The sequence below is a fragment of the Phenylobacterium sp. genome (assembly GCF_013822795.1).
Lineage (GTDB): Bacteria > Pseudomonadota > Alphaproteobacteria > Caulobacterales > Caulobacteraceae > Phenylobacterium.
Map to the genome: position 1 here is coordinate 13,615 of NZ_PNLB01000015.1, position 24,282 is coordinate 37,896.

Annotated in this window: 26 protein-coding genes and 2 tRNA genes; 15 read left to right on the plus strand and 13 right to left on the minus strand. The window is 70.8% G+C overall.

The window, feature by feature from the left end; translation table 11 throughout:
• Positions 1–2 precede the first annotated feature (2 nt).
• Positions 3–78 (minus strand) — tRNA-Ala (locus C0481_RS14045).
• A 125-nt stretch (positions 79–203) separates the two neighbouring features.
• On the opposite strand from C0481_RS14045, the gene C0481_RS14050 reads away from it, so the two are divergent.
• Entirely contained in the window at positions 204–515 is a 312-nt protein-coding gene (locus tag C0481_RS14050) for a YggT family protein (RefSeq protein WP_267234253.1), read from the plus strand.
• A 5-nt stretch (positions 516–520) separates the two neighbouring features.
• Positions 521–805 (plus strand): DUF167 domain-containing protein, encoded by a 285-nt coding sequence (locus tag C0481_RS14055; protein WP_293404819.1) that lies wholly within the window; start codon positions 521–523, stop codon positions 803–805.
• 112 nt (positions 806–917) lie between these two features.
• On the opposite strand, the gene C0481_RS14060 is transcribed toward C0481_RS14055, so the two are convergent.
• The 3 genes from C0481_RS14060 to C0481_RS14070 form a co-directional block, all read right to left on the minus strand.
• Entirely contained in the window at positions 918–3,182 is a 2,265-nt protein-coding gene (locus C0481_RS14060) for a methyl-accepting chemotaxis protein (protein WP_293404821.1), read from the minus strand.
• Positions 3,183–3,271: 89 nt separating this feature from the next.
• The gene (locus C0481_RS14065) at positions 3,272–3,736 is read right to left on the minus strand and encodes a chemotaxis protein CheW (protein WP_293404823.1); all 465 of its coding nucleotides are present in this window, start codon (positions 3,734–3,736) and stop codon (positions 3,272–3,274) included.
• Positions 3,736–5,628, minus strand: coding sequence for a methyl-accepting chemotaxis protein (locus C0481_RS14070; protein WP_293404825.1), 1,893 nt, complete (start codon positions 5,626–5,628; stop codon positions 3,736–3,738). The genes C0481_RS14065 and C0481_RS14070 overlap by 1 nt, the downstream gene beginning before the upstream one ends.
• A gap of 292 nt (positions 5,629–5,920) precedes the next feature.
• On the opposite strand from C0481_RS14070, the gene C0481_RS14075 reads away from it, so the two are divergent.
• Complete coding sequence (locus C0481_RS14075; protein WP_293404827.1) at positions 5,921–6,664, plus strand: Sir2 family NAD-dependent protein deacetylase; 744 nt, start codon at positions 5,921–5,923, stop codon at positions 6,662–6,664.
• Between the two features lie 16 nt (positions 6,665–6,680).
• Here the strand turns inward: C0481_RS14075 and C0481_RS14080 are convergent, their stop codons facing one another.
• Entirely contained in the window at positions 6,681–6,968 is a 288-nt protein-coding gene (locus C0481_RS14080) for a hypothetical protein (protein ID WP_293404829.1), read from the minus strand.
• A 301-nt stretch (positions 6,969–7,269) separates the two neighbouring features.
• On the opposite strand from C0481_RS14080, the gene C0481_RS14085 reads away from it, so the two are divergent.
• On the plus strand, positions 7,270–8,175 hold the full coding sequence (locus tag C0481_RS14085; protein ID WP_293404831.1) for a SurA N-terminal domain-containing protein: 906 nt from the start codon (positions 7,270–7,272) through the stop codon (positions 8,173–8,175).
• Positions 8,176–8,431: 256 nt separating this feature from the next.
• Here C0481_RS14085 and C0481_RS14090 read toward each other — a convergent pair.
• The 5 genes from C0481_RS14090 to hemC form a co-directional block, all read right to left on the minus strand.
• Positions 8,432–8,507 (minus strand) — tRNA-Thr (locus C0481_RS14090).
• A gap of 42 nt (positions 8,508–8,549) precedes the next feature.
• Positions 8,550–10,076 (minus strand): heme biosynthesis HemY N-terminal domain-containing protein, encoded by a 1,527-nt coding sequence (locus C0481_RS14095; RefSeq protein WP_293404833.1) that lies wholly within the window; start codon positions 10,074–10,076, stop codon positions 8,550–8,552.
• A complete protein-coding gene (locus tag C0481_RS14100) occupies positions 10,073–10,933 on the minus strand; it encodes a mitofilin family membrane protein (RefSeq protein WP_293404835.1) in 861 nt (286 codons plus the stop codon). Before C0481_RS14100 ends, C0481_RS14095 begins: the two co-directional genes overlap by 4 nt.
• Positions 10,930–11,637, minus strand: a complete 708-nt coding sequence (locus C0481_RS14105; RefSeq protein WP_293404838.1) for a uroporphyrinogen-III synthase — start codon at positions 11,635–11,637, stop codon at positions 10,930–10,932. Before C0481_RS14105 ends, C0481_RS14100 begins: the two co-directional genes overlap by 4 nt.
• 64 nt (positions 11,638–11,701) lie before the next feature.
• Positions 11,702–12,670, minus strand: coding sequence for a hydroxymethylbilane synthase (hemC, locus tag C0481_RS14110; RefSeq protein WP_293404840.1), 969 nt, complete (start codon positions 12,668–12,670; stop codon positions 11,702–11,704).
• Between the two features lie 83 nt (positions 12,671–12,753).
• On the opposite strand from hemC, the gene tsaD reads away from it, so the two are divergent.
• From tsaD to C0481_RS14130, 4 genes are read left to right on the plus strand one after another with little or no spacing between them, the layout of a single operon-like run.
• Positions 12,754–13,845 (plus strand): tRNA (adenosine(37)-N6)-threonylcarbamoyltransferase complex transferase subunit TsaD, encoded by a 1,092-nt coding sequence (tsaD, locus tag C0481_RS14115; RefSeq protein WP_293404842.1) that lies wholly within the window; start codon positions 12,754–12,756, stop codon positions 13,843–13,845.
• Positions 13,842–14,831 carry an NAD(P)H-dependent glycerol-3-phosphate dehydrogenase gene (locus C0481_RS14120; RefSeq protein WP_293404844.1) on the plus strand — a complete coding sequence of 330 codons (990 nt, stop codon included), beginning with the start codon at positions 13,842–13,844 and terminating at the stop codon, positions 14,829–14,831. Before tsaD ends, C0481_RS14120 begins: the two co-directional genes overlap by 4 nt.
• A 20-nt stretch (positions 14,832–14,851) precedes the next feature.
• Positions 14,852–15,142 (plus strand): YciI family protein, encoded by a 291-nt coding sequence (locus tag C0481_RS14125; RefSeq protein ID WP_293404846.1) that lies wholly within the window; start codon positions 14,852–14,854, stop codon positions 15,140–15,142.
• Positions 15,142–15,507, plus strand: a complete 366-nt coding sequence (locus C0481_RS14130; RefSeq protein ID WP_056024354.1) for a Rieske 2Fe-2S domain-containing protein — start codon at positions 15,142–15,144, stop codon at positions 15,505–15,507. Before C0481_RS14125 ends, C0481_RS14130 begins: the two co-directional genes overlap by 1 nt.
• 138 nt (positions 15,508–15,645) lie before the next feature.
• Here C0481_RS14130 and C0481_RS14135 read toward each other — a convergent pair whose 3' ends face one another.
• The 3 genes from C0481_RS14135 to C0481_RS14145 all read right to left on the minus strand — a co-directional run bounded on the left by C0481_RS14135 (position 15,646) and on the right by C0481_RS14145 (position 17,270).
• The gene (locus C0481_RS14135) at positions 15,646–16,401 is read right to left on the minus strand and encodes a creatininase family protein (protein WP_293404852.1); all 756 of its coding nucleotides are present in this window, start codon (positions 16,399–16,401) and stop codon (positions 15,646–15,648) included.
• A gap of 99 nt (positions 16,402–16,500) precedes the next feature.
• Positions 16,501–16,737 carry a helix-turn-helix transcriptional regulator gene (locus tag C0481_RS14140; RefSeq protein WP_293404854.1) on the minus strand — a complete coding sequence of 79 codons (237 nt, stop codon included), beginning with the start codon at positions 16,735–16,737 and terminating at the stop codon, positions 16,501–16,503.
• Complete coding sequence (locus C0481_RS14145) at positions 16,737–17,270, minus strand: DUF2975 domain-containing protein (RefSeq protein WP_293404856.1); 534 nt, start codon at positions 17,268–17,270, stop codon at positions 16,737–16,739. The genes C0481_RS14140 and C0481_RS14145 overlap by 1 nt, the downstream gene beginning before the upstream one ends.
• A 315-nt stretch (positions 17,271–17,585) precedes the next feature.
• Between C0481_RS14145 and rdgB the strand changes: the two genes are divergently transcribed.
• The 7 genes from rdgB (at position 17,586) to C0481_RS14180 (ending at position 24,098) form a co-directional block, all read left to right on the plus strand.
• A complete protein-coding gene (gene rdgB / locus C0481_RS14150; protein WP_293404858.1) occupies positions 17,586–18,185 on the plus strand; it encodes an RdgB/HAM1 family non-canonical purine NTP pyrophosphatase in 600 nt (199 codons plus the stop codon).
• Positions 18,182–19,324: a radical SAM family heme chaperone HemW gene (gene hemW / locus C0481_RS14155; RefSeq protein ID WP_293404860.1), complete on the plus strand. Its 1,143-nt coding sequence runs from the start codon at positions 18,182–18,184 to the stop codon at positions 19,322–19,324. Before rdgB ends, hemW begins: the two co-directional genes overlap by 4 nt.
• Positions 19,325–19,350: 26 nt before the next feature.
• Positions 19,351–20,217: a 16S rRNA (cytidine(1402)-2'-O)-methyltransferase gene (rsmI, locus tag C0481_RS14160; RefSeq protein WP_293404862.1), complete on the plus strand. Its 867-nt coding sequence runs from the start codon at positions 19,351–19,353 to the stop codon at positions 20,215–20,217.
• On the plus strand, positions 20,214–20,588 hold the full coding sequence (locus C0481_RS14165; protein WP_293404864.1) for a YraN family protein: 375 nt from the start codon (positions 20,214–20,216) through the stop codon (positions 20,586–20,588). Before rsmI ends, C0481_RS14165 begins: the two co-directional genes overlap by 4 nt.
• 11 nt (positions 20,589–20,599) lie before the next feature.
• A complete protein-coding gene (locus C0481_RS14170) occupies positions 20,600–21,415 on the plus strand; it encodes a transglutaminase family protein (protein ID WP_293404866.1) in 816 nt (271 codons plus the stop codon).
• A 79-nt stretch (positions 21,416–21,494) separates the two neighbouring features.
• The gene (gshB, locus tag C0481_RS14175; protein WP_293404868.1) at positions 21,495–22,442 is read left to right on the plus strand and encodes a glutathione synthase; all 948 of its coding nucleotides are present in this window, start codon (positions 21,495–21,497) and stop codon (positions 22,440–22,442) included.
• A gap of 132 nt (positions 22,443–22,574) precedes the next feature.
• Positions 22,575–24,098 (plus strand): YifB family Mg chelatase-like AAA ATPase, encoded by a 1,524-nt coding sequence (locus C0481_RS14180; RefSeq protein ID WP_293404870.1) that lies wholly within the window; start codon positions 22,575–22,577, stop codon positions 24,096–24,098.
• The last annotated feature ends 184 nt before the right edge of the window (positions 24,099–24,282 follow it).

Here is a 24,282-nt window from a genome sequence, read left to right on the forward strand (position 1 = left end):
ATTGGTGGAGCCGAGGGGAGTCGAACCCCTGACCTCCTCATTGCGAACGAGGCGCTCTACCAACTGAGCTACGGCCCCAGGAGGCGCGGACTTAGGAGGCGAAGGCGGGGTCTGTCAAGCGGCTGATCGACGATGCGGCGTCGCGACTTGCCAGCGCCGTCGCGCCAGTCGATACAGGAGGCCCTTTCTACTCGGATTTTCTGATGGCCCCGCTGGTCGGCTTTGTCTTCTTCATCATCGACGCGCTGCTCGGATTGCTGGTGTTCGCGCTGATCGCGAGCGCCATCCTGTCCTGGCTGGTGGCCTTCGACGTGATCAATCTGCGCAACCAGTTCGTGTACAACGTCGCCCGGTTCCTCGACGCGGTGACGCGGCCGGTGCTGGCGCCGTTCCAGAAGATCATCCCCTCGCTCGGCGGCGTCGACATCAGCCCGGTGATCGCGATCCTGGTCATCTCGGGCATCCAGCGCTACCTACTGCCGGCCGCCGCCGGCGCGCTGATGAGCCTGGGCTAGGCCCCATGCGCCTGGCCGTGCGGGTCACGCCGAAAGGCGGCCGCGACGGCGTGGACGGCTGGGCTCTCGATCCCGAGGGCCGTTCCTATCTGAAGGTGCGGGTCTCGGCCCCGCCCAGCGACGGCGCGGCCAACGCCGCGCTGATCGCATTCCTGGCCAAGACCCTGAAGCGGCCGAAGTCGGCTCTGACCATCGTCTCGGGCGAGAGCGCCCGGCTCAAGCTGATCGAGATCGACGGCCTGGACGAACCGGCCGTCGACGCGGCATTCGGGCCGCGGCCGACGGCCTAGCCGCAAACGCACAAGCGGCGCTCCAGCCATAGCCGAAGCGCCGCCAGGACCCCGGCTTTCGCCGAGGTGAGCGTTGTTGGCGCGGGCCGACGCGTCAGCCCGCAAGCCGGGATCAGAACTCTTCCCAGCCCTCTTCAGCCGACGCGGCGGCGCGCGATCCGCCGCCGGCGACCGCCAGGCGCGGGGCCGGGCGTTGACGCGGGGCGGGCGGCGGCGCAACGGCCGCGACCGCCTGGTCGCCGGTCTTGAACTGACCGATCAGGCGGGCGAGCTCGACCGCCTCCCCGGCCAGCGAGTGGCTGGCGGCGGTCGATTCTTCGACCATGGCGGCGTTCTGCTGGGTCACCTGGTCCATCTGGTTGACGGCGGTGTTGACCTGCTGAAGGCCGACGGCCTGCTCCTGGGCGCTGGCGGAGATCTCGGTGACGATGCCGTTGATCTCGGCCACCTGGCTGACGATCAGCTGCAGCGCCTTGCCGGTGTCGGCCACCAGGCTGACGCCCTGGCCGACCTGAGCCGACGAGGCGTTGATCAGGGTCTTGATTTCCTTGGCGGCGTCGGCCGAGCGCTGGGCCAGGGCCCGCACTTCCGAGGCGACGACCGCGAAGCCGCGGCCGGCTTCCCCGGCGCGAGCCGCCTCGACGCCGGCGTTCAGCGCCAGCAGGTTGGTCTGGAAAGCGATCTCGTCGATGACGCCGATGATCTGGCCGATCTGCTTGGAGCTCGCCTCGATCTCGCCCATCGCCGCGGTCGCGCGCTGCACCACGTTGGCGCTCTCGGCGGCGTTCGACCTGGCGGTGGCGACCACGCCCTGAGCGTGATTGGCGCCGTCGGCGGTCTTGCGCACGGTGGCGGTGATCTGGTCGAGCGCCGCGGCGGTCTCTTCCAGGCTGGCCGCCTGCTGCTCGGTGCGGCGCGACAGGTCGTCGGCCGCCTTGCTGATCTCGTCGGCCCCCGAGCGCATGCTCGAGGTCGCCCCGACCACCACGCCCATGGTGTTCTGCAGCTGGCTCATGGCGACGTTGAAGTCGTGCTTCAGCGACTCGTACTCAGGGGCCACCTGGACTTCCACCCGGGCGGTCAGGTCGCCGTGCGCCAGCCGCTCGAGGGCGCGGGCCAGGGCGCTGACCACCACGTTCTGCTGTTCGGCTACGGCGGCGCGTTCGGCCTCCGACCGGCGGCGCTCGGCCTCGGCCTGGGCGTTGGCCGCCTCTTGGCCGGCGCGCAGGGCGCGGTTCTCGGCCAGACCATGGCGGAAGCCTTCCAGCGCGCGGGCGATCTCGCCCACCTCGTCGTGCTTGTCGGCGCCGCCCACCGGCTTGTCGTAGCGTCCGGCGGACAGCTCGCCCACCGCCGCGGTGATGCCGGCCAGCGGCTGGCGCACCAGCTTGCCGACGGCGACGAACAGCGCCCCCAGCACCAGGGCCAGGATCACCACGCCGCCGACCGCGAGCCAGATGGCCAGCTGGCGGGCCGGACCGGTGATGTGCTTGGTCGGCACGTCCATGACCACGGCCCAGGTCGAATTCAGGCCCGGCAGCGGGGCCGGCGTGACCAGGCGCTCGACCTTGCCGACCGGCTGGTCGAGACCGCTGAGCAGCACGGCCTGGCCGCCCGACATCGCGCCCTTCAGCTCGGCGAGACCGGTATCGGCGTAGGGCTTCATGCGCAGCTTGGCGTCCGGGTGCGAGACCCAGTTGGCGGCCGGCGAAACCAGCATGACGCGGCCGTCGCCGAACGGGCGCAGCACGTCGAGCTGCTTGGAGACGTCGTCCAGCGCCAGGTCGATGCCGGCCACGCCGATCAGCTGGCCGTTCGACATCACCGGGAAGGTGACCGAGGTCATCGAAATCGTCTTGCCGCCCACCTCATAGGGATAGGGCTCGACGATCGCCGCCTTCTGGCTCTTGAAGCTGGTTTGATAGAACGGCTGCTCGTAGTCGCTGCCGGTGTCCAGCGGCTCCAGGCTCAGCGAGCCGTTGTTGTTCACCCAGTAGGGCGTGAACTGGCCAAGCTTGTTGGAGCCGGATTCGACCTGGCCCATATGGGCTTCGTCCTGCCCGTCCAGCGCATTCGGGACTTCCATGAACCACGAGCCGAGGATCATCGGCGAGGCCGAGGCCGCCGGCTTGATCATCTCGGCCAGCACCTTGCGGTCGCGCACGCCGGCGGCGTGGGCCGCGCCCAAGGTCTGCGCCATCGAGCGGCCCAGGCCCTGGATCTCGCCGATGTCGCTAGCCACTTCGGCGGCGGCTTTGCCGGCCAGGGCCTGCGCGTTGTCGTTCGAAAGCTCGCGGACGATGCCGCTGGCGTTGGCGGCCACCAGGGCGGCGGCCAACAGCAGCAGCGCGCCGATCGCGCAGCCAGCCGCAAGCATGAGTTTCCATGCAATGGATAGACGAGCCAGCACTAAAAATACCCCCGACTACTGACTGAAACTGCGCAGGTCCTTTGGCGGACCGGTCGTTAGGCTGCGGCCTGGATGTCCGGCGGCAGGATATGATCAAGCGAGAGCAGCGAGACGATCCCGGTGTCGGTGGTCATCACGCCGCAGACATAGGCGGTCGATTCCGCGCTGCCGACTTCCGGCGGCGGCTGGATCAGCCCCTCGGTGACGGTCAGGATGTCGGACACCGCGTCGACGACCAGGCCCATCTGGGCATCGCCGATCTGCGCCACCACCACCACTGACGAGGCGCTGGGATTGGCCGGGCCGAGGCCCAGCCGCGCACCGAGGTCGATGACCGGCAGGATGGCGCCGCGCAGGTTCATCATCCCCAGCACGTGCGGCGGGGCGTGCGGCAGCGGCGTGGCCGCCGACCATCCGCGGATCTCGCGCACGGCCATGATGTCGATCGCATAGGCCTGCTCGGCGATCCGGACCGAGATCAGCTCGGCGCCGGGCGAAGGGATGCGGTTTTGGGCTTCCATCAGAATTCCTCCCAAGTGTCGGTTTCTCCGACCGGCTCGAGTTTCGCCGCGGTGGCGGCGCCGGAGCTGTATCCCCGGGTCGTGGCAGGCCTGCTGACGCGCGGCGCGGGGGTCTTGCTGGCGATCGGGCGGCCTTGGTCCTGGCCGATCGAGAACTGGCCCATCAGACGGGCGAGCTCGACGGCCTCGTTGGCGAGCGCATGGCTGGCGGCGGTGGACTCTTCGACCATGGCCGCATTCTGCTGCGTGACCTGATCCATTTGATTAACGGCGGTGTTGACCTGCTGCAGGCCGACGGCCTGCTCCTGGGCGCTGGCCGCGATCTCGGAGACCGAGGCGTTGATCTCGGCGACCTGCGAGGCGATGCGCTGCAGGGCCTTGCCGGTCTCTGCGACCAGGTCGACGCCCTGGCCGACCTGGGCCGACGAGGCGTTGATCAGGGTCTTGATCTCCTTGGCGGCCTCGGCCGAGCGCTGGGCCAGGGCCCGTACCTCGGAGGCGACGACCGCGAAACCCTTGCCGGCGTCACCGGCGCGGGCGGCTTCGACCCCGGCGTTCAGGGCCAGCAGGTTGGTCTGGAAGGCGATCTCGTCGATGACGCCGATGATCTGGCCGATCTGCTTGGAGCTTTCCTCGATCTCGCCCATCGCCGCGGTAGCGCGGGTGACGACGACGGCGCTGCGCTCGGCGTCGGTGCGCGCGGTCTCGACCACCTCGCGGGCGTGGTTGGCGCCCTCGGCGGTCTTGCGAACCGTGGCGGTGATCTGGTCGAGCGCCGCGGCGGTCTCTTCCAGACTGGCCGCCTGCTGCTCGGTACGGCGCGACAGGTCGTCGGCCGCCTGGCTGATTTCGCCGGCGCCCGAGCGCATCGAGGTGGTGTTGCCGCTGATGACCTTCATCGTCTCCTGCAGGGTGGCGACGGCGGCGTTGAAGTCGGTCTTCAGCTGCTCGGCCTTCGGCGCGAACGCGGCGGTGATGCGGTGGGTCATGTCGCCCTTGGCCAGCTTGCCCAGGGCCTCGGCCAGCGAGCCGATGGCGACCGCGTCCTGCTCGGCCTCGCGGGCCTTTTCTTCCTCGCGGGCCTTGCGCTCGATCTCGGCGGCGGCGCGCTGCTCAGCCGCCTCGGTTTCGAGTCGCAGCTTCTGAATCGCGGCCTCCTTGAAGGCCAGCACGGCGCTGGCCATCTCGCCAATCTCGTCCTTGCGGCCCAATGCCGGGACGTCGACCGCGTTGTCGCCGCCGGCCAGCTTGCCCATCACGCGGGTCATCGCGCCGATCGGAGCGGCGATGGCGCGCGACAGCAGCCAGGCCATGGCGGCGGCGGCCAGCATGGCGATGACGCTGCCGACGATCAGGGTGATCTGGGCCTGCTTGATGGCGTCCTGTTGGGCCTTCAGCCGCTCGGCGACCAACTTGTTCTGGGCGGCAAGGATCGCGCCTTGGGCGTCGCGCACGTCGGTCAGGCGGACTTCGTCAAGCTTGGCCAGGGCCTGGAATTCGGTGGCCGGATCACGCGAGAGGGTGATGATCTCGTCGTTCTTGGCTTCCCACGCGTTCAGCGCGGCCTTCAGGCGCGCGGCGCGTTCTTTTTGCTCGGGGCGCGTGGTGCGGGCGGTGAAGTCGTCGAGGTGCTTGTAGAGCAGCTCGCGGTTCTTCTCGACGTTCGCGATGAAATCGGCGTTGCGGGTCGCCGCAAAGCCGCGCGCAGCGTTCTGTTGTTCCACCGCGTAGTTCAGAACTGCAGTGACGTCCCGGATGTTCAGGTTGCTGACGTTGTTCTGCTCGGCGGCCTTCACGGTGGCGCTGAGACTGAAGAACACTGCGGTCGCTGACATGGAGAACACCGCCAGGATCACAACGAACGCCGAGATCAATTTGGCGGAGATGCGCATATTACTGAAATTCACTGTGAGCCCCCAACAGTACAGATCACAGCATTCCGTAGCGAGAACAGGCTTCTGGATTGTTAATCGCGATTAATGGTGACCTGACAGATTGTCGCAGGCGAAGTCTACAGAGGCCGCACTTGCGACACATTGATGTCGAATATATCCATCCTGAGCGGCAATACTTGACACCGGCGTCAAGTAATACCTGCGAAAATCCCGGCCATACCAGCGTGGCGTTGCGCACCGAGACACGATACCCATCTCTCTGACGCCGAGGACGGCGAGGAGGAGACAGATGACCGGGCGTGCGCAGTTGGCGGAGGCGATCGCGAAGGCGCGGCGCATCGTGGTGTTCACCGGCGCCGGCATCTCCACCGAGTCCGGCGTGCCTGATTTCCGCAGCCCTGGCGGGGTGTGGAGCAAGATGAAGCCGATCTACTTCCAGGAGTTCGTCGGCGACGAGGGCCGCCGCCGCGAGGCCTGGACCCGGGTGTTTTCAGGCGCCGCCAAATGGACCGGCGCGCGCCCCAACGACGGCCATACCGCCGTCGCCAGGCTGGTTCGCGACGGTAGGGCCAGCGCGGTCATCACCCAGAACGTCGACAACCTGCACCAGGAATCGGGCGTACCGGACGACAAGGTCATCGAGCTGCACGGCAATGCGCACTATGCGCGCTGCCTGGCCTGTGGCCTGCGACACGAGTTCGAAGAATTTCGCGAAAGCTTCACGCAGCGCGGCGAAATCCCGACCTGCCGCGCCTGCGGCGGCCTGGTGAAGTCGGCGACCATCTCGTTCGGACAGTCGATGCCGCAGGGGCCGATGGACCGCGCCGAGGCCGAGACGCTCGGCTGCGACCTGTTTCTGGTGCTCGGTTCGTCGCTAGTGGTTTATCCGGCCGCCGGCTTCCCGCTGCTGGCCAAGCGGAACGGCGCGACCCTGGCGATCGTCAACCGCGAGCCCACCGAACAGGACCCGGTCGCCGACATCGTGCTGCACGACGAGATCGGGCCGGTGATGGCGCAGATGGTCGGCGGCTGACCGGCCGCCGCAGCGGCTAGGCGCGCTTGGTCGGCCGCGCGCGCAGCTTGGCCGGCGGCGGGTCGGCGCGGAAGTCGGCGACCGTGCCCAGCTTGGCGTTGCACGCCGGACAGCGGATCACGACGTCGTCAGTCAGCGTATCTTCGATCGAGAGCCCCGCGCCGCACGGTTTGCACTTCCAGTCGTACTGCGGCGGCGGCGGCGGAGCCGGCGGCGGCGCACGGCGCTTTGGCCCCTCGGGCACGACGACCTTCGGAGGATTCTTCAGGGACAGAATCGGGCGGCGCTTGGGTTCGTCGCTCATCGGCTGGGACTGGGGACCTCGTCGGCGGGCCCGCGGCGGCGCGAGCCGTGCGGAGCGGCTGGTTTTCCCTTGTCCGGCTTTGAGTTGCAACACCTAACGCTAAGGAAACCTCGTCGTCGGGACCCCGCGCCGCTGCGCGGTTCGTCGCAGCCTTCTCCCGGCCCGCCGAAGATCGCTGTTCGTGACAGCTTAAGAAGTTTCAGGGTTAAAGAGAGCAACGGCCAGCCAAGGTTGACCAGCGCCCGCCAACGTGGTGCGCCAGCATCGGCGAGGCCTGTACGGCATACTCGGGGAGAAACCGATGAAATTGAACTGGACTCATGGCGCAGCGCTGCTCGCCTGCGTGGCCATGAGCGGCTGCGGCATGATCGGCGGCGGCTCCAAGGCCCCCAAGGGCCAGGTCGTCGCCACGGTGAACGGTGAAGAGATTACGGTCACTGAACTCAATCGCGAGCTCGGCGGCGCCTCGGCGGCGGACGCGACCCAACGCAAGGCCATGGAGCAGGCCGCGCTGCAGTCGATCATCACCCGCAAGCTGCTGGCGCAAACCGCCAAGGAGGAGAAGCTCGACAAGACCCCGGCCTTCGCCCAGCAGGAAATGCAGGCCAAGGAAGCGATGCTGGTCGGCGCCATGCAGCGCAAGATCGCCGCGGCCGTGGCCAGCCCCTCGCGCGTCGAGGCCGAGAAGTTCGTCGCCGAGCATCCGCACATGTTCGCCGACCGCCGGGTGATGGTCGTCGACCAGATCGTGGTCGGCAAGTTCACCCCCGAGCTGATGAAGCAGTTCGAACCGCTGACCACGCTCGAGCAGGTCGAGGCCGTGCTCGGCCGCGAAAACCTGGACTTCCAGCGCACCACCACCGTGCTCGACACGCTGAACGCGCCCGAGGGCCTGACCGAGACCCTGATGAAGCTGCCGGCCGGCGAGATCTTCATCTTCCCGCGCGGCAATGCGGTGTTCGTCAACCAGATCCGCGAGAGCCGCACCCTGCCGTTCACCGGCGAGCGGGCGATCAACTACGCCACCGCCGGCCTCAAGCAGATGCGCACTCAGGAGGCGGTCGGCCGCCAGATCGAGGCCATCCGCAAGGGCGCGCAGGACAAGATCACCTACAACGACAAGTACAAGCCCGACCCGGCCAAGCCGGCCGCCAAGCCGGCCGCGCCCGCCGCGCCCGCCGCGCCGGCGCCGGCCCCCAACACCTAGGGACTGGCCAACGTCTCAGACGATCGAAGGGCGCGGCTCCGGCCGCGCCCTTTTTCGATGGTCCTCGTCGCTGCGCCACTATTGGATGATGGGGCCGACCAAGCACACCCAGGGATAGCGGGCATTGGTCCGCGCGCGCGGGTCTCCAAGACCCCGACTATCGCGCATATGCGAGCCGGGTGCGCTTTCGGTTGGTGCCGGGGCTGTTTTAGGTGTCGCCACCCCACGCCGGCAGGTGATCGGCGCGCGGGAGAAGTGGTGCCGCTTACAGGACTCGAACCTGTGACCCCCTCATTACGAATGAGGTGCTCTACCAGCTGAGCTAAAGCGGCCTGGTACGCGCTCGCCGGCCGATTTGGCCCGCGAGGGAGCGCCTACTTAGCGACTCTCGGGGCGCTCGCCAAGCGCCGCCTTCCAGATGGCCGTCGTTCGCCGCCCCGCGGGGCCGGGGCCGGTGGCGGATCGTCGTCCTCGTAGACCCCCTCGGCGATGTCGTAAGGGGCCGGCGCGGCCTCGTGACCGGCCAGCAAAACTGCTGAATCGACATAGGAAATCGGCAGCTCAGGCAGTTCGCTCATGGTCCGCTCGCGCCGTTCGTGACGCGGATGGATCAGTTCGCCGCTCTCGGCGAAACTGACCACCAGCCGCGCCCAGTCGGCGGGCTGATAGGCGAAGGCGCGGCCTTCGGGGTCGAGATCGGACCAGTCCGGCTCCTGCGGCGCGCCGACGCCGCGCGCCATCCACACCCGCGCCTCGTCCGGTTGGCCGGCGGCGAAGGCGGCCCGCGCGAACAGGCCGGCGATGCGCGCGGTGACCGGTTCGGCCGCCAGCGCCTGCGCGGCCTCCTGGGCCCGCTCGGCGTCGCCGGCGATCAGCGCCTGCTCGACGAACAGGATGCGGCTCTCGCGGTCGGCCGGTTTCAGCGAGGCCAGCCGCCACAGCCGCTCGCCCCGCTGGCGCGGCGTCTCATCGGTACGCAGGTCGCGATAGGCCAGCCACAGGGCCGGGTGCGGCGCCGCCTTCCAGGCGTTCTCCAGCGCCTGCACCGCGCGGCCGGGCTTGCCGTCCAGGCTCAGCAGCCGCGCGGCCATCACCACCCCGGGCGCGAAGCCCGGCTGCAGCTTGGCGGCCTCGGCCGCGTGATCGAGCGCCAGCGCCCGGCGGCGGGGGTCGGCGTCGCCTTCCAATTGCGCGGCCGAGGCCGCCAGCAGCGCCGCGCGCGCCCGCTCGGCGACCAGCGGCGAGATGATCTTGCGTTCCAGCGCCCCTTTGGCCAAGTCGCGCGCGCCGTCCCAGTCGCCGGCCTCAAGCCGCGCCTCCAGCACCGCGCGCCAGGCCCAGCGGGCGGTGCGCGGCTCGGCATAGGCGCGCTCGGCGTGCTCGGTCGCCCCGGCCCGGTCGCCCTGAGCCAGCGCCAACTGCATCAGCCCCTTGCGGCCGGCCAAGCGCATGTCGGGCAGGCTCAGCATCGCGGTGTAGGCGGCCTGGGCGGCGACCGCATCGCCCGCGGCCTCAGCCGCCTGGGCGGCCAGCACCCGCACCAGTCCCGGCGCCTCATCGGCGAGATCGGCGGCCTTCGACGCCAAGCGGCGCGCCTCCAGCCCGTCGCCGGCCGCCACCGCCACGAACCCGCGGGTCAGCACGTCGTTGGCCTGCCGCCGCCGGCTCTCGGCCCGCGTCCGCTCGGCCCGCCGCGGGGCCTCGGCCGCCCAGACCAGCAACCGCCAGGCCAGCATCGCCGACAGCGCCACGAACAGGGTGATCAGCACGAAGGCCGCCGCGGTCATGTCGGCCCGCCAGCCCAGCCAGGTGACGCTGGCGTGGCCCGGCTCGCCGGTGATGGCCAGCATAGCGGTCGCCAGGGCGGCGACCAGGAAGAGGATGATCGCCGTGCGGATCATCCGCCGCTCCGCGCCAGCTGCGACAGCTCCTGCAGCGCCTGGGCGCGGATCGCGGCGATCTCGCGGTCGATCTTGGCGCGGCGCTCGGCGCGGTCGCGCCATGGGCCCAGGGCGTCCTTGGCGTCGGCCGGCAACGCCTCCAGCGTCGCCAGCGCCCCGACGATGTCGCCGTCGTCGATCTGCCGTTCGGCCCGCGCCAGGATCGCGTCGGGGCCATCGCCCGGCACCTCGCCGACCCGGCGCAGCGCCACCACCCGGCTGAGCGCATGGCCGACCCGGGCCGGCACGCCGGCGCCGTCCCCGGGGGTGCGGGCGGCCGAGGCCGCACGGGCGGCATAGTCGGGGAAGCTGGCCGCCAGCGCCGCGCGGCTGGGCGCGCCGCGTTCGGCGTCGGCCTGCAGGGCGCGCAGGTCCAGCGACGGGGCCAGGGCGGCCACGGCCTTGACCTCCGGCGCGAAGGGCCGCGAGCCCTGGGCCGCCTGCATCAGCGCGCTGGCCGCCAGCGCCGAAGCCGACGCCGTGGCCAGTCGCCCGCGATCGGCCTCCAGGGCGTCGAGGCGGCTGTCGCTCGAATCATCGCCGGCCGGCGCGGCCACGGCGATCGGCGCGCTCGGCGATGCATCGTCGGTCACCAGCGTGGCGGGCGTCGGCGCGGCCAGCGGCGCGACCTCGGCGACCGCGCCGGCGCGCGGCTTGTCGGGATAGAGCTCGGGCAGCGTCGGGCCGAACCGGGCCAGGCTGTAGCCGCCGGCCACGCAGGCGACGCCGAACAGGATCAGGGCGCCGATTCCCAGGCCGGTGCGGCGGCGCGAGCCGTAGGAGCCAGGATCGCGCGGGGCGGACAGCTGGTCGCTCATGTCGAACGGTCTATCAGATTCAGCAGCGCCGCTTCGAGCGGAAAGGGCGCCGAGGCCAGCGCCGCCAGCGGGGTCTCGGCCAGCGGGGCCAGCACCGCCTTCGACAGCCCCAGCACCTTCAGGCGCGGCTGCGGGTGGGCCGCCAGGACGTCGGCCAGCGCCCGCGCGCCCCGGGCCGAATGAACGAGCGCGACGTCCGCCTCGCTCAGCGCCGCGATCTGCGTGGGCTCCAGCGCCGTCGGCGCGGTGTCGTAAAGGGTCAGCGCGCGGACCTCGACCCCGGCGCGCTCCAACGCCCCGGCCAGATCGCCGGCCAGTTCGGCCGCACCGGGATGCAGCACCGCCCCGCCGATCTCGCCCCGCCGCGCCGCGATGCCCTCGGCCAGGGCGGCGACGTCGCCGTCGGCCGACAACACCCGCCGGAAACCGACCTCGCGCGCGGCCTGGGCGGTGGCCGCCCCGACTGCGAACACCTGCAGCGATCGGTCGGGACAGGCCAGCGCGAAGGCGCGCACGCCGTTGGCGCTGGTGAAGGCCAGCGCCCTGACGCCCGCCAGCTCGATCAGCGGATCCTCGACCATGCGCACGGCCAACAGCGGGGCGACGAACGGCGTATGGCCCAGCGCCCGCACCCGGGCTGCGGTTGCGTCGGCGCCGGGCTGGGCGCGCGTAATCCAGATTTTCAACGACTGCGGGGTGCTCATAGCTCAGCTGCAACCCTGGCGGGGCGGAGGCCCTGAATCAATCCGCTGCGTTGCGAAAAGCCGTCTATTCCGGCGGCAAGATCAGGTCGCCGCCCTCGGCCTTCACCGCTGCGCCCAGCGACAGGCCCAGCGCGCGCGCGGCTTCCTGCGGGTCGGCGGTGGCCGACAGCTCGGCCGAGCCCTCGTGGCGGAACTTGTGAACCCCGTCGGCCGACAGCGCCTCGACGATCAGGTGCAGCGACCCACCCGCCAGCCGCGCATAGGCGCCGATGGCGGTCTTGCACGAGCCTTCTAGCGCCGTCAGGGCGCCGCGCTCGGCGGCCACGGCGACCGCGGTCGGCGCGTGGCGGATCGCCTCCAGCCACGGCTTGTCGATATCGCTGACGCGGGTCTCGATCGCCAGCGCGCCCTGGCCCGGGGCCGGCGGATACTCGACCGGGTCGAGCAGGCTCTGGGGCAGGTGGCCAAGGCCGAGGCGGTTCAGCCCCGACATCGCCAGCAGGATGGCGTCGGCCTCGCCGGCGGCCAGCTTGGCCAGGCGGGTGTCGACATTGCCGCGCAGCATGCGCACGTCGAGGTCGCCGCGGCGGTTCAGCGCCTGGGCCTGGCGGCGCAGCGAAGCGGTGCCGAGGATCGCGCCCTGCGGCAAATCCTCCATCCGCTCGACCTTGTGGCTGAGGAACGCGTCGCGCGGGTCCTCGCGCTCGGGGATCGCGGCGATGCACAGGCCCTCGGGCAGCAGCGCCGGCATGTCCTTCATCGAGTGCACCGCGCAGTCGATGGCGCCGGTCAGCAGCGCCTCCTCGATCTCCTTGGTGAACATGCCCTTGCCGCCGATCTCCAGCAGCCGGCGGTCCTGCACGCGGTCGCCGGTCGTGGTGATCACCACGATCTGGGCCACCGCTTCCACTTCGGCAGGGTTGGTCGGATCGGCGCCGAGAGCGGCGGCGATACGGCGCTGGACGATGCCGGTCTGGGCCAGCGAAAGCTTGGAGCCGCGGGCTCCAATCCGGACGGGCGGTTGCGTGGGCACGACGCGCAGTCTACCTCGGCGGTTCAAAGGAAGCCCCGGCCTATAGGACCGGACCGAATGCCGCAACCGGCGGGAGCCCTTAGTTGACAGAGCCGCTGACTGTCCTTGGCCTGGAAACCAGCTGCGACGAGACCGCCGCGGCGGTCGTGCGCCTGGACGCCGAGGGCCAGGTCGAGGTGCTGTCTTCGGTGATCGGCGCCCAGTTCGCCCTCCACGCTCCCTACGGCGGGGTGGTGCCCGAGATCGCCGCCCGCTCGCACGTCGAGACCATCGACGCCGTCGCCGCCGAAGCGATGAAGACCGCCGGCCTCGGCTATGGCGACCTCACCGGGGTCGCGGCCACCGCCGGGCCCGGCCTGGTCGGCGGAGTGATGGTCGGCCTCTCGTTCGGCAAGGCCGTGGCCCTGGCCCGCGGCCTGCCGCTGGTGGCGGTCAACCATCTGGAAGGCCACGCGGTTTCGGCCCGGCTGGCGGCCGACATCCCCTATCCGTTCTTGCTGCTGCTGGTCTCCGGCGGCCACTGCCAGCTGCTCAGCGTCGAGGGCGTCGGCGCCTGCAAGCGGCTCGGCTCGACCATCGACGACGCGGCCGGCGAGGCCTTCGACAAGATCGCCAAGTCGATGGGCCTGCCCTATCCGGGCGGCCCGGCGCTGGAGAAGATGGCGGAAGGCGGTGATCCGTCGTCCTACGACCTCCCCCGCGCCCTGCTCGGCCGTAAGGGCTTCGACTTCTCGTTCTCGGGCCTGAAGACCGCCGCCGCCCGCTTCGCCGCGACCGTAGAGACCGACGCCCAGCGCCGCGACCTGGCCGCCGCCGTCCAAGGCGCCATCGCCCGCCAGCTCTCCGAGCGGACTGAGCGAGCGATGATCGCCTATGCGCAAGAGCGTCCGGACACGCCGCTGCGCTTCGTGGTCGCCGGCGGCGTGGCCGCCAACAAGGCGGTTCGCGCGGCTCTGCAGCAGATCGCGCAAAAGCACGGCTTCACGTTCGACGCCCCGCCGCTGGCCTACTGCACCGACAATGCGGCGATGATCGCCCTGGCCGGGGCCGAGCGCCTGGCGCTCGGCATCTCCGATCCGATGGACGCCCCGGCCCGGCCGCGCTGGCCGCTGGATCCGGAGGCGGCCGCCGCCAACCCCACCCACGCATTCGGCCGCAAGGGAGCCAAGGCATGAAGACCGCAGGCGTTATCGGCGGCGGAGCCTGGGGCACGGCCCTGGCCCTGGTCTGCGCGCGGGCCGGCCTGGCCACCACGCTCTGGGCCCGCGAGCCCGAGGTGGTCAGCGCCGTCAACGAGACGCGCGAGAACAAGACCTTCCTGCCCGGCGTGGTGTTTGACGCCCCGGTGCGGGCGACCGGCGACCTCGCCGACCTGGCCGGCGCCGATTTCGTGCTCAACGTCACGCCGGCTCAGCACTTCCGCGCCAGCCTCGACGCCTTCCGGCCCCACGCCCGCGCCGGCGTGCCGATGGTGCTGTGCTCCAAGGGCGTCGAGCAGGGCACCCTGAAGCTGATGACCGAGGTGCTGGACGAGGGCCTGCCCCAGGCCCTGCCGGCCGTGCTGTCGGGACCGAGCTTCGCCGCCGACGTCGCCCGCGGCCTGCCGACCGCCGTGACCCTGGCCTGTCCCAACGACGAGATCGGCTTCCAGATCGCCACCGCGCTCAGCCTGCCGACCTTCCGACCTTACCTGGCCACCGACATGATCGGGGCCGAGATCGGCGGGGCGGTGAAGAACGTGCTGGCCATCGCCTGCGGCATTGCCGAGGGCAAAGGGCTGGGCCGCAGCGCCCACGCCGCCCTGATCACCCGGGGCTTCGCCGAAATGACCCGCATGGCCGTGGCGCTGGGCGCGCAGGCCGAGACCGTCGCCGGCCTCTGCGGCCTCGGCGACCTGGTGCTCACCTGCTCCTCGCCGCAATCGCGCAACATGAGCGTCGGCCTAGCGCTGGGCGGCGGCCAGACGCTGGAGCAGGCCCTGGCCGGCAAGGTCTCGGTGGCCGAGGGCGTCGCCTCGGCGCCCGCCGTCGTCGCCCTGGCCCGCAAGCTCGAGGTCGAAGCCCCGATCTGCGAAGCCGTCGCCGCCATCCTGGCCGGGCAGGCCCAGGTCGACGAGGCTATCGCCGGCCTGTTGTCGCGCCCGATCAGATCCGAACGCTAGAAACGCCAGAAGGAACGCCCGTGACCGTCTTCGTCCTCCACTGTCTCGACAAGCCCGCCTCGCTCGACCTGCGGCTGGCCAACCGCGAAGCCCACCTGGCCTATGTCGGCGGCTTCAAGGCGCATCTGAAGCTCGGCGGCCCGATGCTCAACGAAGCGGGCGAGATGGCCGGCTCGATGCTGATTGTGGAGTTCGACGACATCGAGCAGGTCCGCGCCTTCTCGGCCAACGATCCCTACGCCAAGGCCGGCCTGTTCCAGCGCGTCGACATCACCGCCTTCAAGCCGACGCTCGGCGGTTTCGCCAGCTGATGCGCGACGGCCCCGACAATCCGGCCCGGCCAGGGCCCGGCGTGGCGCTCTGCGCGCTCGCCGACCTGGCCGATCCCGGCTCGAAGGGCTTCCGCTTTCGCGAAGACGGCAAGATGTTCGCCGGCTTCGTGGTCCAGGTGGGCGGCCAGATCCGCGGCTATGTCGACTCATGCCCGCACGCCGGCTGGCCGCTGGCCGCCTGGGACGACCGCTACCTGACCCGCGAGGGCGACCTGATCCTCTGCGGCGGCCACGCGGCCCTGTTCCGCCCGCTCGACGGCCACTGCGTCGTCGGCCCCTGCGCCGACCAGAAGCTCACCCCCTGGCCGGTGCAGGTGATCGACGGCCAGATCCTGACCGCCTGACCGCCTGACCCCCGTTCCCGGTCATCCCGGCGAAGGCCGGGACCCAGATTCATCCGCCGCGAAGGGTGACTTCACGCCCAGCACAGAGCCCTAAGACCTGGGTCTCGGCCTGCGCCGGGATGAGCGGTGTTGAGGTGGCTAGCCCCGCGCCGGGAACGGCTCGGCGGCGAAGGCGGCGACGTCCTCGACCAGCCCCTCGGCCGCCAGCTTGACCAGCTCGCCGCCCTTTTCCGGGGTCGCCAGCGCCGGGTCCGAGCCCATGCGGCCGTCGGGGTAGCGGGCGCGGAAGTCCACCGCCTCGCGGATCGGGCCGGTCGGCGCGATCTGCGGCGAATAGTCGGCGGTCTTGATGGCGTCCGGGTAGGCCCACTGGGTCACCGCGATCTCCGACGGGGTCGCATGGCTGCCGTGGCCCACCGGGAATTGGCGCTGGGCCAGGGCGTTGACGCCCTTCAGCTCCCACCAGTTCTTGAGCTTGCAGGCGAAGCCGCGCTCGGCCTTGGCGAAGCTGGCCTCGGCGTAGAGCTCGGAGAACGCCGCCTCGATGGTGGCGACGTTGCCGCCGTGGCCATTGAGGAAATAGATCTTCTCGAAGCCGTGGCCGGCCAGCGAGCGGCACCAGTCGCCGATCGCGGCGATGAAGGTGGTCGGGCGCAGCGAGATGGTGCCCGGGAAGCCCAGGTGATGCTGGGCCATACCGATGTTGAAGGTCGGGGCGATCAGCAGGTCGGAGTTCTTCTGCGCCTCGTGGGCGATGATCTCCGGGCACAGCCAATCGGTGCCGAGCAAACCGGTCGGCCCATGCTGCTCGTTCGAGCCGATCGGCACCACTACCGTCTTGGAGCGTTGCAGATAGGCTTCGATCTCTTGCCAGGTCGACAGGTGGAGCAGCATTCGGAAATTCCTACTTGGTCGTGCGAAGGGGCACACTAGCCCCCGAACGGGGCTTTGATCCAATCGGCGAGCGCCGGTGCGACGGCGTTGCGCAGGCGCCTACACGAAATCGTCGTCGCCGGCGTCGTCGGGGCCCGGCTCGTAGACCAGCAGATCGCCCGGCTGGCAGTCCAGCTCGCGGCACAGGGCCGACAGGGTCGAGAAGCGCACCGCCCGCGCCTTGCCGGTCTTCAAGATCGAAAGGTTGGCGATGGTCACGCCCACGCGGTCGGCCAGCTCGGTCAGCGACATTCGCCGCTGCAAGAGAACTCGGTCGAGGTTCACCCGAATAGGCATCAGATCGTCAGCTCGGCTTCACGGCGCAGGCGCGCGCCTTCGCGGAACACCTCGGCCAGCACGAACACGACCAGCACCGAGAACCAGGCGGTCGGGCTGAACTCCGGCTGCGAGATCGCCGCGTCGGGCAGCGCCCAGGCGCCCAGCCCGTAGATCACATAGCGGCCGATTTCCAGGCCCGCGAGCACCAGGCCGATCACCCGCAGGCGGCGCACGTTCTCGGGATGGAAGGGATCGCCGGCGGTCAGGGTGGCGAAGATCCGGCGTAGGCGCTCAACGATCACCAGCACCCCGCCAAGATAGAGGCCGGCGGCGGCCAGGCCGCCGAGCAGCACCGGGCCGCGGGCGTCGATCTCGGTCCCGCCGCCGGTCCGGATCGACATGTTGCGCAGCAGCTCGGGATTGAAGCTGAAGAGGACGGCGGCCAGCATCATCAGGCCGACGGCGCCGATGCCGATCCACAGGGCGAAGAACACCACGTCGAGGATGATCTTCAAAAAGCTCGAAACCGAGCCTGGCCCCAGGGCGCGCATCGCCGTTCTCCGTCCTCTCGCAGCGACGCGAGCTTAGGCGAAAACCCCGCCCGTCACCAAAGCGGCGATCGGCAGGGCGGCGAGGAGAACCGCAGCGATCATGAGCGTGCGGTCGAGATGGGACATAAACATGAGAGAGTTTTCCTTTGTTCTTATGTTGCACCGCAGCATATGGCGCTGCGAAGCTTGGCTTTCAATAGCCAAACGTCGTTTTTCGATCAAACCAAATATCGAAAAACGATATTAAACTTTTGCAATGCAACATGAACGGCCCTGGCCTATGGTCCGCCGCCCCTCGCACCCAGGTAGATATCCATGGCCCTGAAGCTCGAACCCGGCGCCAAGCTGGTGGTCGCCACTCACAATCCCGGCAAAGCCCGTGAGCTGGCCGCGATCCTCGACAACCGCTTCGAACTGGTCACCGCCGGCGAGCTCGGCCTGGGCGAACCGGACGAGACCGAGAGCACCTTCGTCGGCAACGCGCTCTTGAAGGCGCGCGCCGCCGCCGAGGCCAGCGGCCTGATCGCGCTCGCCGACGACAGCGGCCTGTCGGTCGCCGCCCTGGACGGCGCGCCTGGCATCTACTCGGCCCGCTGGGGTGGTCCGGAGAAGGACTTCGTCGGGGCGATGAAGAAGGTCGAGCAGCGGCTGGAGGAAGAGGGCGCCGACGACTTTTCGGCCTGGTTCACCTGCGCGTTAGCGGTCGCCTGGCCGGGCGGCCCGGCGGTGGTGGTCGAGGGCCGCGTCGACGGAACCCTGGTGTTCCCAGGCCGCGGCGACCGCGGCCACGGCTACGACCCGATCTTCCAGGCGATTGGCGCCGACATCACCTTCGGCGAGATGGACCCGGCCGAAAAAGACCAGATCAGCCACCGCGCCCTGGCCTTCGCCCAGTTGAAGGCCGCCCTGCTTTGACCGCCGCCCTGGGCCTCTACATCCACTGGCCCTACTGCGCGAAGATCTGCCCCTACTGCGACTTCAACGTCTATCGGGCGCGAGGCCGCGAGCAGGAGCAGGCGGCCCTGGTCCGCGCCATCGCCGCCGACCTGGAGGCGCAGCGCGCCCTGACCGGCGAGCGTGAACTGGTCTCGATCTTCTTCGGCGGCGGCACCCCTTCGCTGATGGATCCGGACCAGGCCGGCGAGCTGATCGCCCTGGCGCGGCGGCTCTGGACGCCGGCCGCGCAGGTCGAGGTGACGCTGGAAGCCAACCCCACCGACGCCGAGACCGACCGCTTCGCCGCCTTCGCCGCCGCTGGCGTCGACCGCCTGTCGCTGGGCCTGCAGGCTCTGGACGACGCCAGCCTCTCGCTGCTGGGCCGCAACCATGACGCCGCCGAGGCCCGCCGCGCCGCCCAGGTCGCCGCCGCCACCTTCCCGCGGCTCTCCGTCGACCTGATCTACGCCCGCCCCGGCCAGACGCCCCAGGCCTGGCGCGAAGAGCTGCGCGAAGTGCTCGACCTTGGGGCCGAGCACGTCTCGCCCTACCAGCTGACCATCGAGGCCGGCACCGCCTTCGACCGCGCCGTGCGCCGCGGAACTCTGGTCCCGCCCGGCGACGAGACCGCCGCCCAGCTCTACGAGACCACCCAGACCGTCCTCGAGGCCGCCGGCTTCACCGCCTACGAGGTCTCCAACCACGCCCGCGGGGAAGCCGCCCGCTCGCGCCACAACCTCGTCTACTGGACCGGCCAGGACTATGTCGGGGCCGGGCCCGGAGCCCATGGCCGCCTGACCCTGGACGGCGTGCGCACCGCAACCTTCGCCCCGGCCCGTCCCGCCGACTACATCGCCGCCGTCGCGGCCGGCCAGACCCCGGCCGGCCGCGAGCCGCTCGACGCCGTCGAAGCGGCCGAAGAGCGCCTGCTTGCCGGCCTGCGGATCACGCAGGGCCTGGACTTCGCCGAGGTCGCCGCCCTCGACCTGAGCCCCGATCATCCGAAGGTCGCCGACCTGGTCGCCGCCGGCCTCATCGCCCTCGATCGCGAGCGCCTGCGCGCCACGCCGGCCGGACGCCTGCTGCTCGACCACGTCACCTCCAGGCTTGCGACCTGAGCGATAACCGGCGAAGCCTTGCCCCCATGTCGCGTCATCCTCCCCCGCCGGCCCTCTCCGAAGCCCCGCTAGACCCCGGCCTCTACGTGGTCGCCACCCCGATCGGGAACCTGCGCGACATCACCCTGCGCGCCCTCGACGTGCTGGCCGGCTGCGACCTGGTGCTGGCCGAGGACACCCGCGTCGCCGCCAAGCTGCTCTCCGCCTATGGCCTCTCCAAGAAGGTCGAGCGCTATGACGAGCACTCGGCCGAGCGCAGCGGTCCCAAGGCCCTGGCCCTGCTGGCCGAGGGCGGCCGCATCGCCCAGATCTCCGACGCCGGCACCCCGCTGGTCTCCGACCCCGGCTTCCGGCTGGTGCGCGAGGCGCTGGCCCAGGGCTCGGCGGTCCATCCGATTCCCGGGGCCTCGGCCCTGCTGGCCGGGCTGGCGGTCGCCGGTCTGCCCACCGACCGCTTCCTGTTCGCCGGCTTCCCGCCGCCCAAGAGCGCCGGCCGCCGCGCGTTCTTCGAGGAGCTGGCCGGCATCCGCGCCACCCTGGTGTTCTTCGAGGGCGGCTCGCGCCTGGCTTCCAGCCTCGCCGACATGGCCGCAGTGTTCGGCCCGCGCGAGGCCGCCGTCGGCCGCGAGCTGACCAAGCTCTACGAGACCGTCACCCGCGCCCCGCTGGACGTCCTGGCCGCCGATCCGAAGATGGACTTCCCGAAGGGCGAGCTGGTGATCCTGGTCGGTCCCGGCCGCGAGGAAGCGGCCACCGCCGCCGACGCCGACACCGCCCTGGCCGACGCCCTGACCCGCCTCAAGCCCGCCGACGCCGCCGCCGAGGTCGCCAAGGCGCTCGGCCTGCCGCGCCGCGACCTCTACCGCCGGGCCATGGAGCTCAAGCAGAAGTGAACCAGGTTCGTCAGGCGCGCGGGGCGGCGGCCCGGACCGCCGGACGCCGGGCCGAGGCCTGGGCGGCGCTCTGGCTGATGGCCAAGGGCTACCGCATCCTCGGCTTCCGGCTGCGCACGCCGCAGGGCGAAATCGACCTGCTGGCCCAACGCGGCCAGGTGCTGGCGGTGGTCGAGGTCAAGCAGCGCACCACGCTTGAGGCGGCCCTCGAAGCGGTGTCGGAAACCCAGCGCGAGCGTCTGCGGCGGGCGGGGCGCGCAATCGCCGCACGCCGGCCGAGCTTGCAAAACATGGCCGTTCGGCTCGATTTGATCGCCCTGGCGCCCGGACGGCTGCCTGTTCACAGTCCCGACGCCTGGAAAGGCGCATAGCTTTAAGCGCGATGACCCAAGAGGAAGCCGAAAACCTGCTGCGCGAAGCCGGCCAGGCCCCGGACGAGAGCTTCCCGCTGCTCGACGCCGCCGTCGCCTGCGCCGTGCACGAGGACCCGGCCCGCGATCCGCGGCCGGCGCTCGACCTGGCCAAGCTGGGCGTCGAGCGGCTGTCGGCCCGGCTGCGCAACGAAAGCCCCGAGGAGGCCCTGGCCGAGACCCTGGCCGGCGATCTCGGCCTGACCGGCGACCTCCTGACCTACGACCATCCCGACAACGCCTGCGTGGTGGCGGTGGCCGAGCGCCGCCGCGGCCTGCCGGTGGCGCTGGGCGTCTTCTACCTGCATGTGGCGCGCAAGTGCGGGCTGTCGGTCCAGGGCGTCGACTTCCCCGGCCACTTCCTGCTGCGCATCGAAACCGTCGAGGGACCGCTGGCGCTCGACCCGTTCAGCGAAGGCCGCGTGGTGCTGCCGTCCGAGCTGACCCGCCGCGCCCTGCACGCCGGCCTGACGCCCAACGTCGCCGACCGGCTCGACCGGCTGATGGCCCCGGCCAGCGACCGGGCGGTGCTGATCCGGCTGCAGAACAACGTCTTCGCCCGGGCCACCGCCGCCGGCGACTTCGGCCGCGCCGAGCGGGCGGCGCTGCGCCGCGCCCTGCTCGACCCGCTCGACCACCGCCCCTGGCTCGACGTCGCCGCCGCCCGCGAGGGCCAAGGCGCCCTGGCGGGCGCGCTGGAAGCCCTGGCCCACGCCAGCACCCTCGACGGCGGCGCGGCCCTGGCCGCCCGCGCCCAGCGCGAACGCGTCCGCCTGCGGCTGAACTGACAGCGCCGCCAGCGCTTCTGGCTGGCGCCGGCCGCCCTCCCGGCCTATCTCAGACGCCTTGACCGTTGAGGAGCCCGCCATGTCGTTGAAGGTCGCCGTCCAGATGGACCCGCTCGATGCCATCAAGATCGAAGGCGATACGACCTTCCTGATGATGCTGACGGCCCAGGCCCGCGGTCACTCGCTGTTCGTCTACACCCCCGACAAGCTGGCCCTGGAAGAGGGCAAGGTCTTCGCCCGCGGCCGCTCGGTGACCGTTCAGGACGTCAAAGGCGACCACGCCAAGTTCGGCGACTGGGAACGGGTCGACCTGTCGGAGTTCGACGTCGTCCTGCTGCGCCAGGACCCGCCGTTCGACATGGCCTACATCACCTCGACCCACTTCCTCGACGTGATCCATCCGAAGACCCTGGTGGTGAACAATCCGACCGAGGTCCGCAACGCGCCCGAGAAGCTCTACGTCACCGGCTTCCCCGGCGTGCAGCCGCCGACCCTGATCACCTCGGACGTCGAGGCGATCTACGACTTCCGCGCCCGCCATGGCGACATCGTGCTCAAGCCACTCTATGGCGGCGGCGGCTCCGGCGTCGCGCGGCTGCTGGCCGACGACCCCAATCTCGACGCCCTGATCGACCTGCACCGCATGATCGGCCGCGAGCCGGTCATCGCCCAGAAGTTCATTCCGGCCGTCACCAAGGGCGACAAGCGCATCCTGCTGGTCGACGGCGAGCCGGTCGGCGCGATCAACCGCGTGCCGGGCGCCGGCCAGATCCGCTCCAACCTCGCGGTCGGCGGCCGCGCCGAGGCGGTCGAACTGACCCCGCGCGATCTCGAGCTCTGCGCCATCATCGGCCCGGAGCTGAAGCGTCGCGGCCTGATGTTCGTCGGCATCGACGTGATCGGCGACTATCTGACCGAGATCAACGTCACCTCGCCGACCGGCGCGCGCGCCCTGGAACGGTTCACCGGCGTCAATGCCGCGGCGATTCTTTGGGACGCTATTGAAGCGGCGCGCACAACGGCTTAGGTTGCAACTCCAAGAGACACGCATAAGTCGCGGAATCGTCTCACCTTCCTGAAAAGTTCGACTTTTGTTCTTGATCCGGCCCGCACGGTGTGCTGGGCTTGTGGATAAGTTGAGCCATTTCTGGGGGTTGGCGTGGCTTCCCGCGTCGTGACCGTAGCCTTTCAGGGCGTCGAGGCCCGTCGCGTCGACGTCGAGGTCCAGCTGACCACCGGCGAGGTCAAGTTCATGCTGGTCGGCCTCGGCGACAAGGCCGTCGCCGAAAGCCGCGAGCGGGTCCGCGCCGCCTTCGCCGGTCTCGGCCTGGCGATGCCCAGCCGCCGGATCATCGTCAACCTCGCCCCCGCCGACCTGCCCAAGGAGGGCAGCCACTACGACCTGCCGATCGCGCTGGCGGTCATGGCGTCCATGGGGGTGCTGCCGCCCGACGCCCTGACGGAATGGGCGGCGATCGGCGAGCTGTCGCTGGACGGGCGCATCGTCGCCGTCGCCGGCGCGCTCCCCGCCGCGGTCGCGGCCGGCGGCTTCGGGCTTGGCCTGATCTGCCCCGAGGCCTCGGGGCCGGAGGCGGCCTGGGCCGGCGAGACCCGGGTGCTGGCCGCGCCGTCGCTGGTCGCCATTGTCAATCACTTCCGCGGGACCCAGATCCTCGCCCCGCCGCAGCCCGGCGCCATGCTCGATGGCGAACGGGTTCCCGACCTGCGCGACGTCAAAGGCCAGGAGAACGCCAAGCGCGCCCTGGAGATCGCCGCCGCCGGCGGCCACAACCTGCTGTTCTGCGGCCCGCCCGGCTCGGGCAAGTCGATGATGGCCGCGCGGCTGCCGGGCCTGTTGCCGCCGCTGTCGCCGGCCGAGCTGCTGGAGACCTCGATGGTCCATTCGGTGGCCGGCCTGATCGCCAAGGGCGAGCTGACCCGCGCCCGTCCTTTCCGCACCCCGCACCACTCGGCCAGCATGGCTGCGCTCACCGGCGGCGGCCTACGGGTGAAACCGGGCGAGGTCTCGCTGGCCCACAACGGCGTCCTCTTCCTCGACGAACTGCCGGAGTTCTCGGCCCAGGCGCTCGACAGCCTGCGCCAGCCGCTGGAGACCGGCGAAGTCGTCGTCGCCCGGGCCAACGCCCATGTCCGCTATCCGGCCCGCTTCCAGCTGGTCGCCGCCCAGAACCCCTGCAAGTGCGGCCTGGGCGGGGCCGGACGCGGGGCCTGCGGCCGCGCTCCGCGCTGCCAGACCGACTACCAGATGAAGGTCTCCGGCCCGTTCATGGACCGCATCGACCTGCAGGTCGACGTGCCCCCGGTCACTGCCGCCGACCTCGCCCTCCCCGCCCCGGCCGAGGGCACGCGCGAGGCCGCCAGCCGCGTCGCCCAGGCCCGGGCGCTGCAGGCCGAGCGAGCCGGCGACGAGGGCGCCCGGCTCAACGCCCAGGCCGACGGCGACTTCCTTGAGAAGATCGCCGACCTCGACCCCGCCGCCCGCGCGCTGCTCGCCGGCGCCGCCGAGGCCGGCGGCCTCACCGCCCGCGGCTGGACCCGCACCCTGCGCCTGGCCCGCACCATCGCCGACCTCGAAGGCTCCGGCCCCGTGCGCCGCAGCCACGTCGCCGAAGCCCTGATCTACCGGCGCGCCGCCCAGCCCGGCGACCTGCTCCGCGCCTGACCCGCGCCTGAACCGTCGGAACCACCTGCGACCTACGCGGTTCGATAAGCCGTCAGCTCGGCTCCTCTCCCGACTTCCTGGACGCCCCAGGCGAGAGTTCACGCTCGCATCGATGGAAAGAAGGACGAGCGGCGCCGACCGGGCGGTTCCTGCCACCTGGCAGGAACAACCAAGACGGAGTCGT